Genomic DNA, 12,040 nt, shown 5'->3' with positions numbered 1-12,040 from the left:
ATTAGTGGCCTTCAAAATTCACTAATGAGAACGGGGTTACCCCTAAATTGCGTAAGCGTTGTTCGCCACCAAGTTCTGGCAAATTAATCACGAACGCTGCATTTTTCACTTCGCCACCAAGACGTTCAACCAACTTCACAGTGGCTTCAACTGTACCACCTGTAGCCAATAAATCGTCAATAATCAATACGTTATCGCCCGATTGAATAGAGTCTGTGTGAATTTCTAAGGTGTCTTGCCCATATTCTAACTGATAGGATTGCGCAATGGTTTCACGCGGCAATTTCCCTGGTTTACGCACTAATACAAAAGGAATATCTAAGGCTAATGCCACAGGTGCGCCAAAAATAAAGCCACGGCTTTCTGTGCCGATAACTTTGGTGATGCCTTTGTCTTTATATTGTGCCACGATTAAATCAATGGTCGCCTTGAATGCCGCTGGGGTTTCCACAAGGCTTGTAATATCACGAAAGATAATGCCTTCTTTCGGGTAGTTTGGAATGGATTTGATCGATGATTTAATCAGTTCTAATTGTTTGTTCATTTTATTACCTAAAGTGCGGTCAAATTTTCGACCGTTTTGCATAAAAAAGAGCGGCACGCATATTATCACAGATTATTCAATTTAACGATAAATATCCGCACCATCTTTTCGGGTTTTTAATAAACGCAAAATCCACACATACTGCTCTGGCGTTGGGGTAACAAATTGCTCAATTTCTTTGTTCATTTCCCGTGCCATTTGTGCAGGCTGTTCGCTAATTGGCATTGGTGGGTGAATTTCCATTTCATATTTACCACGCTCTGCGTTATAGCGCGGAAACATAGGGATCACCACAGCTTTTGCCAATTTTGCCATTTTATTCAAGCCCGGCAAGGTGGCTTTATAAGTGGCAAAAAAATCCGCATATTCACTTAATTCTTCGCCATAATCTTCATCAGGCAAATAATACCCCATTTCACCTTTTTTTACTGCATTAAGAAAGGGTTTTATGCCATTTTGTCGGGCGTGCATTTTGCCGCCAAAACGCTGGCGTGTCATCGTCCACAGCCAATCGACCAATGGGTTACGGTGGGGATTATACATTGATGTCATTGGCATTCCGTAAGTATGCAAAATGATCCCCGAGGCATCAATCGCCCAGCCGTGCGGCACCATTAAAATAATGTTATGCCCCGCTGCTTTGGCTTGCTGAATATATTCAAGGCCGATAAATTCGCTGCGTTGTTGCAGATGTTTTTTAGAGCGCAACGCAATTTCACCAATGCCCAGCATCACTTGGCTAACGGTGATAAACATCTCATCAATTACTTTTTCGCGCTGGTTTTCTGTCCAATCAGGGAAACAATATTGCAAATTTATCCTTGCGCGATGACGCTGTTTTTTCGCTTTTTGCCCAGCGAGCAAACCAATTTTCGCAGCGATCTTATCCCTTAAGCGAAAAGGCACAAAGGCGAATAGCGCCAAGGCAAAAATACCAAGCCAAACGCCCCAATATTTTGGCAATAAAAACGCCCATTGCCATTTGGGATCATAGCCCACGCGAGCGGTTAAGCGTACATCATCATTTTGTTGTGTCATAAAACCTCAACTAACCGAACCAGCCTTGATCATAAGCCATTTTGGCGGTCATAATAAAAGACATTATCACCACCATTGGGCGAATTAACTGTTTACCTTTGCTTAGCACCATTTTTGCACCTAAATTTGCGCCGATAATTTGTCCTAACATCATTACCAGCCCAGCTTCCCACCAAATTTGTCCACCAATGAGAAAGAGCAAAAGTGCGGCAATATTTGACGTGAAATTTAGCACTTTGGCGTGAGCTGTGGCTTTCGCAAGATTAAAACCAAGCAACGTAACAAAAGCTAAACTTAGTAATGAGCCTGTTCCCGGCCCGAAGAAACCATCATAAAAGCCAATTCCAAATCCTGCGCTAAAGGCAAAAGTGGCGTAAGAAATGCGTTTGTGCCGATCTTCATCGCCTAAATTTGGGGTGAATAAAAAATACAAGCCAATGGCTAGCACTAAAAATGGAATAACTTTTTTAATCAACGCACTATCCACTAACTGAATAAGGATCGTGCCAAGCACTGCGCCGATAAAGGTCATTAGCACAAGCAGCCAAATTTCTTTTAAATCCACCGCTCTTTTGCGTAAAAAATAAAAGCTCGCGGAAAATGAGCCGCCGCAGGCTTGCAGTTTGTTCGTGCCTAATGCCATTGCTGGGGGAACGCCTGTCATCAATAAAGCAGGAATAGTGATTAAACCACCACCGCCAGCAATTGCGTCAATAAATCCTGCAATAAATGCCACTAAAAATAATAACGCAATAAGATTTAGGCTGATTTCCATTTTTCGCTCCTATTTTCGCTCTTATGTTGCTACCCTAATTGTTATTCTAGGGCTTATTCCAACCATTCGCTTTGATTTGGGGCGTGGCTTACTTGCTGGCATAAAAATGGCTCAGGTGGACGCGCTTTGGGTTTGCTTGTTCCTGTTGAAGGTTTCGCTGGTTTAAACCAAGAATATAACTCATCACCACAGCCCTCGCCTGCTGGGACGGGCGCTTGATTTTCGCAGTAAGTCGCGCCTTTCGGGCAAGTTAAGCGAACGTGAAAATGGGAATCGTGTCCAAACCACGGACGAATTTTCTGCAACCAACTGCGATCACCACGCACCGTTTGGCATAATTTCAATTTAATCGCTGGATTAACGAAAATACGCGCCACTTGCTTATCTTGCGCCGCTAAACGAATTAAATTGGTGTGATTTTCATTCCATACGGAATCATCAACACGTTGCGCTTTGCGATCCACCACTAGCAAGCCCATTCCTGCTGGATTTTGTGCATCTTTATCGGATAAACGTCCTAAACGTAGCCAAATATCTGCGTCCAAGCCCATTTGATGGCTGGCGTGTCCCGTTAAAAAGCGTCCGCCCCCCGGCATTGCAATATCACCAATAAGCATTGTTGGAATGCCCGCAGATTTGGCTTTTTTACCTAAGCGTTGCAAATAGGCAATCATATCTGGGTGTCCGTAATAGCGATTTTTGCTGGTGCGGATCACTTGGTAGCCTTCGCCATTAAAAGGCAAAGGTTGCGCACCGATAATACAGCCATTGCTATAAGATCCCACTGGGGTTGGCTCGCCCGCAATAGGGCGTTTGACTTTCTGCCAATATTCAGGGCCTGCCATTGCGCTGCTCGCAGAAAAAATTCCGCAAAAAAGCACCGCACTTAATAATTTGGTTAAGTTTTTCATTTACATTGTGCCTTAAATCTTAATAGGTGATCGAGTAAAACAATGGCGGTCATTGCTTCCGCAATAGGTACGGCACGAATGCCTACACAAGGATCGTGGCGCCCTTTGGTGATCACTTCCACTGGCTCATTATTCAAATTCACTGAACGTCCTGCAATGGTAATGCTCGAAGTAGGCTTTAACGCAATAGTCGCAATAATCGGTTGGCCCGAGCTAATGCCACCTAAAATTCCCCCTGCGTGGTTAGAACAAAAACCTGCTGGCGTCATTTCGTCACGGTGCTGCGTGCCTTTTTGCTCCACCACTGCAAAGCCATCACCAATTTCCACGCCTTTCACTGCATTAATGCCCATTAACGCGTGTGCCAAATCCGCATCAAGGCGATCGAAAACCGGTTCACCTAAGCCTACTGGCACATTTTCTGCCACCACAGTTAATTTAGCGCCGATGGAATTGCCCTCTTTTTTTAACTCGCGGATTAATTCATCAAATTTTTCCACCGCACTTGGATCGGGGCAGAAAAATGGGTTGCTGTTTACTTGCTGCCAGTCAATTTGGGCAATGTCTTCCACCGTTTTCGGATCAATTTTCACCGAGCCAATTTGCGAAAGATAACCGCGCACTTCAACGCCAAAATGTTCACGCAGATATTTTTTCGCAATTGCTCCGGCGGCTACGCGCATTGCTGTTTCGCGAGCGGAAGAACGTCCACCACCACGATAATCACGCAAGCCGTATTTTTGTTGGTAAGTATAATCAGCGTGCCCCGGACGGAAACGATCTTTGATTTCGCCATAATCTTGCGAGCGTTGATCAGCATTTTTGATGATCATTCCAATGCTCGTGCCAGTGGTTTTCCCTTCAAACACCCCTGAGAGAATTTGCACTTCGTCATCTTCCCGTCTTGGCGTGGTGTAACGTGAAGTGCCGGGTTTGCGGCGATCCAAATCTGGCTGAATGTCCTGTTCTGAAAGTTCAAGCCCCGGTGGTACGCCGTCCACAATACAGCCCAAGGCAACGCCGTGGGATTCACCAAAGGTGGTTACGCGAAAAAGTTGTCCGATACTGTTTCCTGCCATTATTTTTCCTTATTTATTCCTTATGATTTCGCTAAATTTTCTGACACGATTTTTATTTCTTGCGATGTGGTTGGATTTTTAATGAACACATCAAGCTGATTGAACGCAATTTCCACATTATGCGCGGCAAATAGCTCATCAATACGGCGATTTACATAATCGATGGTTCGGGTGCGTTCATTTAGGTTACCCACATAAACACGCAGTTCGTGATCCAAGGTACTTGCGCCAAAAGTTAAGAAGTATGCCACAGGCTCTGGATCTTTCAAAACATATTCACATTCATCTGCCGCTTGTAATAATAAACGTTTCACTAATTCTAAATCTGAGCCATAAGCCACGCCTACGCTTAGCACCACGCGCGTCATTGAATCAGTCAATGCCCAGTTGATCAAGCGTTCTGTTACGAAAGCCTTATTTGGCACGATCACTTCTTTTTTATCAAAATCGATCAAAGTGGTGGAACGAATACGAATTTTCGATACCGTGCCTGAATATTCCCCAATAGTAACCACATCGCCAATCCGCACCGGGCGTTCAAATAAGATGATAATACCTGAAATAAAGTTGGCGAAGATTTCTTGTAAACCGAAACCTAAACCTACCGAAAGTGCGGCAAATAACCATTGTAATTTTGACCACGACATTCCTAACACGGAAAACGCCGCGCCACCGCCGATAGCAATAATAAAATAGGTCAGCAAGGTGGTGATGGTATAAGGCGTTCCCTGTGAAAAACTCATTCGTGAAAATACTAAGACTTCGAGCAAGCCGCCAATATTTTTCACTAACGCATAAGTGCCGATGATAATAATCAAAGCAAATAATAAATTCAGCAAGGTGATGGATTCGCTCACCGTGCCAGTTTCTGTTACCACCTGTTGTTGCCACAAGGTTACCCCTTCTAAATAATAGGCAACGGTGATGAGATCAGACCACACCCAATAAAATAAGCCAAATAATGCCAACCATAATAAGAGATCCACCACGCTTTTCACTTGGCTTTTCACTTGCGAAATGGCTAAGCTTTCTTCGCGGGAATAATCTGAATTAAGATCATTATTATTTTCTTCTTTTTGTGCTTGTTGCGCCTGAATTTTTTCTTGTAAACGGCGATAAGCAAGGCGTCTTGCCGATACGGTAAAGCCACGATACACCACATCGCGCGCAATCATCCAGATCACTAACACAAAATAAGAAGACATTAAATGTTCCATCAAATTAAGTGCGGTATAATAATAGCCCATAATAATTAGCACAATTAAGGCAATGGGCGCGATCACTAAAATTAATCTTGCTAATCTTAAAAAATGGCTTTGTTCACCCGCTTGTTCTTGTGTTTGCTGATAAATAGTTACTGCATAACGTAAGCGTGGCCCAACAATAAATAAGGTGATGACTAAAATAAAGATCGTTAATAATTCACCTAATACATCATTCGTAATGCCCGTATCCAAATAGGTAAAAATCGCGGCATTTAACCATAGGGCATTAATCCATACCGAACGTTTAAACACAGAATAAAATAACTGTACGTTATATTGCGGCATATTAAAATGGCGATAAGCCAATCCATTTGGTCGTAACATTGCCAAAATAAAAGCAAATAATAGCCAATAGCCCGCCATTCTCACTGCCCAGAATAAGAAATCTTCAGGGGTTTCAAAACAAAAAGTTAAGATTAAAATGAGTGTAGAAAGAAAAATAAAGGTTGAACGCAAACATAAAATTAACGTCCAAAAAATAGCTTCAGGTGTATAACGCTGGCGCTCACCTTTTAAGGTATTAATACGGCTATTAATCAATGCTAAACGCTGTGTAATTTTATCCTTACGCCATTGAATTAATCCCACAATAGACAATAAAAATAAAATTGATACTGCCGCAGGAAAAATATTTTCTGTCCAGTTAGAAAAGTTGATTAACTTAGAAATATCCTTTAACTGAAATTGTAATTTTGGCAAGAAATTAGCTACCCAATCAAGATCAATGGGAGGATTACTTCTCACCCAAAAGCTTTGCTGTTGTAATTTGCTTTGCAGGGTATCACTAATTGCGGTAACCTGCTGTTGGTTCAATTCAATATTAATCGCTAAATTAAGCTGATTATTTAATATAGTAATGGTATCAGATAAGAGTTTTCGTCTTTCTTGTAAAATACTATTAAGCTGTGCTTTTTCTGCATCATTAAAGGTTGTATTCGCCGTTTTTGCTAAATTAGCAATATAACCTGAGGTGTCATACAAATTATCTCTTGATTCCGTTAAATCAAAAATCTTCACACGCAGATCGGTAATTTGTTTCGATAATCCTTGAATCATTTGATCTTGTGGTAATAATTGCTTCTGCTTGTTAATGATACGAGAAAGTACTAATGTACCTTGCAGTGCACTAATTTGCTCATTAATATTTCGTTCTGTTTGTTGTAAATTATCTAACACACTTTTAATACGCAGATTATCTTGAGAAAGAATATTTAATTGCGTTGTTTCTTTAATCAGATCTTGGCTAATCTGTAAATTTACTTTTTGCTGTTCTAAAATTGCTGGATTAGTAGTAGAATTATTATTCTGAGATTGCTTTAATTGCTCCGCTTGCTGACGGGTTTCTTGCAAGTTTTTCTCATTAATCACCTGTTGTAATAAAGATAATTTATTTTGTAATTGCTGTTGTTGTAATGTTTTTTCCTCAGATTGAATAGTGTATAAAGACGTTAAATCATTATTTCCTTGCAACAATAATTGATTATAATAATTTTGCAAGGTAAGGTATTCTAATTCAGCATCTAATCTTATTTTTTCTGTAGAATCTGGCGCTAAATTAAATAATTGCTTATCAATTTCTTGCGTTCTTAATAAATTTGTACTCAATGCAGATTGTGCACGCTCTGGCGCAGCACGCTGACTGACTAGCTGAGCATTAATTGCCACCAAATCGGTTTGAACTTGTTGTAAGTTTTGCTGTGTGGTAATTAATTGCGTTTGTAACTCTGACAAAGAAAGCGTTAATAGCTCTTGCTCAGAAGGAAACACTTTATTTTTTAATTTATCTAAATTATTTTGTATCGCTAAAATATTTTGTGGTGCATTATTAATTAAATCTTTTAATGCGGCATAATCTTGTTTTTGCTTATCAATTTTGGCGAGAAAATCTAGCGTTTCTTCCAAATTAGCCACTTGTGTTTTATTCACAGGATCTGTTTGATCTGTTTCTTTTGCCGCCGTCAGCTGTGTCTGAATTTGCTGTGCAGAAGGTAATTCTGCCAAGGCTGAACTGGCAAAAATCAAAAACGCGATATAAATAAAGAAGGTTTTAATAGCTCTCATCAATTATCCCATTAATTGCTGTAATACTGTTTTTAACGCATTGCGTGAAATTTTAATTGTTCCCTGCTGCTGGCATTGTGCCACATCTAGCGGAAAATAGTGTATGGGTTGCTTAAATTTTTCTAATCTTGTGGCAAGCCAAATTCGTAAATTTTCCACCGCACTTTGACTAAATCCATTGGCAAACTCAACCATTGCTACAGGTCGCTGACCAAATTCGCTGTCCTCCACTGGCAGGATAACTACTTGTTTTATTTCAGGATAATGCAAGATTATCCGTTCAATCTCTTCAGGCTGAATGTTCTCACCGCCTGAAATAAACATATTGTCTAAACGCCCTAAAACGCGTAACTCGCCATTTTGCCATTCACCCAGATCTTTGGTATGAAGCCAGCCGTCTTGTTGCACTAAGGGTAATATTTCGCCCTGTTGCCAATAGCCTAGCCCCAAGCCTGCGCCACGCAAGCAAATCTCACCACCAATGAGTTCAAGTTCTCGTCCTTTAAGCGGCAAGCCCACACCATTATATTGATCGCTTTTTTTCGCACAAACCGTGGACGCCATTTCCGTCATTCCATAGCCTGAATAACAAGTCAGACAATATTGTGCAGCCTGTTGTGTTAAAGCAAGGGGAATATGGCTACCGCCCAATAAAATATGTTGCGTTTGAATGGTTTGTTCAGGGCGTTGTTGTAAATAAGCGATAAACCGTTGCAACTGGGTTGGCACAAGGGAAAGATGAGAAACGCTAGCCGCTTCCGTATAAAAATCTTCATTTGGCAAATTCAGCCTTGCCCCAGCGTACATCCAGCGCCACACAATGCTTTGGCCTGAAACGTGATATAAAGGCAAAGAAAGCAACCACGCATTTTCAGCCCCAAACGCCATTAACTCACACACGCCTTGCGCATTATCCAAATGCCCTTGCACAGTATGCACCACCGCTTTAGGGTTGCCCGTAGAGCCTGATGTAAGCGTCATTGTCGCGGGGCGGTTGGGATCGTAATCCGCCATTGCCTGTTCTTTTAATACAGAAGAATGTGGCAAGTCCGATGAAATCAAAAGTGCGGTGCAATTTTGCAACGTTTTTTCACACTTAGGATCGTAATAAAACGGCACTGCTGCGTTTTCACATAATTGCGCGATCTTTTCTTCTGGAAAGGCAGGATTAATCCCTAGCACTCTTGCGCCAAGCTGAATTCCTGCCAAATAGGCAAGCAATAAGGCGAAACTATTTTTTCCGCACAACGCAATGCCATTGCCAGCCTTTACTCCTTGCAGAGAAAACGCATAAGCCATGCCATTAATTTTTTCGCTAAGTTGTTGCCAAGAAAAAAGTTCGCCTTGCTCATTACGCAAGGCTACTTTGTGTTGATAATCAGGCTGAGCGGCATAATGTTGCCAAAGATATGTCATTGTAATGCCAATTAATTTGCAGTGAAAAACGACCGCACTTCATCAATTAATTCTTCTGGCAAGTGCATTGATTGCATCGCCCCTTCCAGCATTAACATTTTGCGTCCGCTGTTCGTATTGGTGATCACCCAATATGGCGTATCAGGAATTTGTTTTGGTTTGGTGTGATTACCCGCCATTAATAAGGTGCCTTCATCGCGTGCAAAGTAAACGCGTGTACGGCCTTGTAAAGATTCTGTCGCCTGCGCAAAACTTTCTGGATTGGTGCGATAAAGCACGCGTAAAATCGCTAAAAAACGCACTACAGCTTTGCTTTCCTGTTGGAAATCTGCTGACTGGATCAATTCACGCACTTTGCCAACCACTTTTTGGATCGCTTCATCAGATTGCTTTTTCGTGGATACTTTTTCTCTTGCCGCTGGCTTTTCTTCCACTTTTTCATTCGGCTGTGCAAATTCATTGGAAATTTCCACCGCACTTTGATTATCAGCAGCAAGGCTCGGCGCAATCGCCACGTTGTTATCCGCACGCACCGCAGGAAAATTGAGTAAACGGCGTAAAATATCAGAAGCACTCTCACCGATAGATCGGGTTTGGCTGGCTATATATTGATAAAGTTCTTCATCTACTTCAATAATTTTCATTTTTTCTCTCCAGTTGCTTGATCTCTTTACGCTTTTACAACATTATAGCGATTTATTTTCAAATACTCACGCAAAAATTATGTCGCAAACGCAATTACTCAATTTTCAATTTCATCAATTAAAACAACCGACTAGCAACCCTACCTTGGTGTTTATTCACGGCTTATTTGGCGATATGAATAATTTAGGGGTGATCGCTCGCGCTTTTGCGGAACATTACCCTATTTTACGCGTAGATTTACGCAATCACGGGCAGAGTTTTCATTCTGAATCAATGAATTATGAATTAATGGCAGAAGATCTATTAGCGACCATTGAACATTTAGAGCTAAAAAAAGTGATCTTAATCGGCCATTCAATGGGCGGAAAAACTGCAATGAAAGCCGCCGCACTTCGCCCTGATTTAGTGGAAAAATTGATCGTGATTGATATTGCGCCAGTGAAATATGGCGAACACGGCCACGATAGCATTTTTGCTGGATTATTTGCCGTTAAAGCCGCGCAGCCTGAAACTCGCCAACAGGCCAAACCGATTTTAAGCCAACATATTCCACAAGAAAGTATTCAACAATTTATGCTGAAATCCTTTGACGGCCAATCGGCGGAAAAATTTCGCTTTAATTTGACCGCACTTCAACAAAATTATGCCAATATTATGGATTGGAAAACTTGTTTTTACCCCAACCCTACCCTATTTATTAAAGGTGGGCAGTCGGATTATATTCAGCCAGAATATAGCGAGCAGATTTTAGCGCAATTTCCGCAAGCCACGTCCTTTACCATAAACGGCAGCGGACATTGGGTACACGCGGAAAAACCAGAAGCGATCATTCGCATTATTCAGCGTTTTTTAGATAGCCAATAACAATCTCACCAATCAAAGGTTGAGGGTTTTAATCAACTATGAATTGTGATATAGTTCGCGGTCATTAGTAGTTGTAGCTTATCATTCTCAATTAGCTACATTTTAACCAGTTCAGTGATTTGAAAAATGGCAAAACAAGATGCAGATTGCATAACCTTAGATCTGTTTGCTAACACACCCAAAGTGGGACGCCCAAAAACAAATCCGCTGACCCGAGAACAACAACTCCGTATCAACAAACGCAATCAGCTTAAACGGGATAAATCCTGTGGGCTAAAGCGTGTTGAGCTAAAATTGCATACGGATATTGTTCAAAAATTAGAAGATTTAGCGTCTGTACAGCGTGTTAGTCGTTCAGAGTTAATCGTAACGATTTTACAAGAATATTTTAAATTTCAAGAACATAGGAAATAAAAATGGCTATCGTTGGTTTATTTTATGGTAGTGATACGGGCAATACTGAAAACATTGCACGAATGATTCAAAAACAATTAGGCTCAGAAGTGGTGGATATTCGTGATATCGCCAAAAGCACAAAAGAAGATATTGAAGCCTATGACTTTTTAATGATTGGTATCCCAACTTGGTACTATGGCGAAGCGCAGTGCGACTGGGACGACTTTTTTCCAACCTTAGAAGAAATTGACTTCACCGATAAATTAGTGGCCATTTTTGGTTGTGGCGACCAAGAAGACTATGCCGAATATTTCTGCGATGCAATGGGAACGGTGCGCGATATTATCGAACCGAAAGGCGCGATTATCGTAGGTCATTGGCCAACAGAAGGTTACACCTTTGAAGTTTCCCAGGCATTGGTTGATGAAAACACCTTTGTTGGTTTATGTATTGATGAAGATCGTCAGCCAGAACTCACCGCAGAACGTGTTGAGAAATGGACAAAACAAGTTTTTGATGAAATGTGTTTAGCTGAGTTAGTTGAATAACCCACCAAGAGCAAAAGAAAGGAAACATTATGTCTGAAGAAAATATCAAACTTCTTAAAAAAGCGGGGTTAAAAATCACCGAACCACGCTTAACGATTTTAGCGTTAATGCAAGAACATAGTATGTCGCATTTTTCTGCAGAAGATGTTTATAAACTATTGCTTGAACGTGGTGAAGATATTGGCTTAGCCACTGTTTACCGTGTGCTTAATCAATTTGACGAAGCAAATATCCTGATTCGCCATAATTTTGAAGGAAATAAATCCGTTTTTGAACTTGCACCGAGCGAGCATCACGATCACATTATTTGCGTGGATTGTGGCAAAGTGTTTGAATTTAATGATGAAATCATTGAACAACGACAAAAACAAATCAGCGAACAACACGGTATTAAGTTAAAAACTCACAGTTTATATCTTTACGGAAAATGTAGTGATATTGATAACTGTGATGAAAAAGATAAAGAGAAATAAAAAATTGGCTGGTTTCATACCAGCC

12 protein-coding genes are annotated in these 12,040 nt (G+C 41.0%); 4 read left to right on the top strand and 8 right to left on the bottom strand.

Going from position 1 to position 12,040, the window contains the following annotated elements; translation table 11 throughout:
• Nucleotide 1: 1 nt before the first annotated feature.
• The 8 genes from apt to seqA all read right to left on the bottom strand — a co-directional run bounded on the left by apt (nucleotide 2) and on the right by seqA (nucleotide 9,733).
• Complete coding sequence (gene apt / locus DYC50_RS05485) at nucleotides 2–544, bottom strand: adenine phosphoribosyltransferase (RefSeq protein ID WP_103852691.1); 543 nt, start codon at nucleotides 542–544, stop codon at nucleotides 2–4.
• Nucleotides 545–625: 81 nt separating this feature from the next.
• The gene (gene lpxM, locus DYC50_RS05480; RefSeq protein WP_115249328.1) at nucleotides 626–1,582 is read right to left on the bottom strand and encodes a lauroyl-Kdo(2)-lipid IV(A) myristoyltransferase; all 957 of its coding nucleotides are present in this window, start codon (nucleotides 1,580–1,582) and stop codon (nucleotides 626–628) included.
• 10 nt (nucleotides 1,583–1,592) lie between these two features.
• Nucleotides 1,593–2,357, bottom strand: coding sequence for a TSUP family transporter (locus tag DYC50_RS05475; protein ID WP_115249327.1), 765 nt, complete (start codon nucleotides 2,355–2,357; stop codon nucleotides 1,593–1,595).
• A 53-nt stretch (nucleotides 2,358–2,410) separates the two neighbouring features.
• The gene (mepA, locus tag DYC50_RS05470) at nucleotides 2,411–3,268 is read right to left on the bottom strand and encodes a penicillin-insensitive murein endopeptidase (RefSeq protein WP_115249326.1); all 858 of its coding nucleotides are present in this window, start codon (nucleotides 3,266–3,268) and stop codon (nucleotides 2,411–2,413) included.
• On the bottom strand, nucleotides 3,265–4,347 hold the full coding sequence (gene aroC, locus DYC50_RS05465; RefSeq protein ID WP_115249325.1) for a chorismate synthase: 1,083 nt from the start codon (nucleotides 4,345–4,347) through the stop codon (nucleotides 3,265–3,267). Before aroC ends, mepA begins: the two co-directional genes overlap by 4 nt.
• Before the next feature lie 20 nt (nucleotides 4,348–4,367).
• Nucleotides 4,368–7,673 carry a mechanosensitive channel MscK gene (gene mscK / locus DYC50_RS05460; protein WP_115249324.1) on the bottom strand — a complete coding sequence of 1,102 codons (3,306 nt, stop codon included), beginning with the start codon at nucleotides 7,671–7,673 and terminating at the stop codon, nucleotides 4,368–4,370.
• A gap of 3 nt (nucleotides 7,674–7,676) precedes the next feature.
• Nucleotides 7,677–9,089 (bottom strand): o-succinylbenzoate--CoA ligase, encoded by a 1,413-nt coding sequence (gene menE, locus DYC50_RS05455; RefSeq protein ID WP_115249323.1) that lies wholly within the window; start codon nucleotides 9,087–9,089, stop codon nucleotides 7,677–7,679.
• Between the two features lie 11 nt (nucleotides 9,090–9,100).
• Nucleotides 9,101–9,733 (bottom strand): replication initiation negative regulator SeqA, encoded by a 633-nt coding sequence (gene seqA / locus DYC50_RS05450; protein WP_115249322.1) that lies wholly within the window; start codon nucleotides 9,731–9,733, stop codon nucleotides 9,101–9,103.
• Between the two features lie 79 nt (nucleotides 9,734–9,812).
• Between seqA and DYC50_RS05445 the strand changes: the two genes are divergently transcribed.
• The 4 genes from DYC50_RS05445 (at nucleotide 9,813) to fur (ending at nucleotide 12,015) form a co-directional block, all read left to right on the top strand.
• A complete protein-coding gene (locus DYC50_RS05445) occupies nucleotides 9,813–10,598 on the top strand; it encodes an alpha/beta fold hydrolase (RefSeq protein WP_115249321.1) in 786 nt (261 codons plus the stop codon).
• 126 nt (nucleotides 10,599–10,724) lie between these two features.
• Entirely contained in the window at nucleotides 10,725–11,012 is a 288-nt protein-coding gene (ybfE, locus tag DYC50_RS05440) for a LexA regulated protein (protein WP_115249320.1), read from the top strand.
• Between the two features lie 2 nt (nucleotides 11,013–11,014).
• Nucleotides 11,015–11,542, top strand: coding sequence for a flavodoxin FldA (gene fldA, locus DYC50_RS05435; protein ID WP_115249319.1), 528 nt, complete (start codon nucleotides 11,015–11,017; stop codon nucleotides 11,540–11,542).
• A 29-nt stretch (nucleotides 11,543–11,571) separates the two neighbouring features.
• A complete protein-coding gene (fur, locus tag DYC50_RS05430; RefSeq protein WP_115249318.1) occupies nucleotides 11,572–12,015 on the top strand; it encodes a ferric iron uptake transcriptional regulator in 444 nt (147 codons plus the stop codon).
• The last annotated feature ends 25 nt before the right edge of the window (nucleotides 12,016–12,040 follow it).

The organism is Avibacterium avium, from assembly GCF_900454535.1.
In the GTDB taxonomy this organism is placed as follows: Bacteria; Pseudomonadota; Gammaproteobacteria; order Enterobacterales; family Pasteurellaceae; genus Avibacterium; species Avibacterium avium.
Note: the sequence above shows the minus strand (reverse complement) of the source record. Positions and strands in the feature narration are given on the sequence as shown.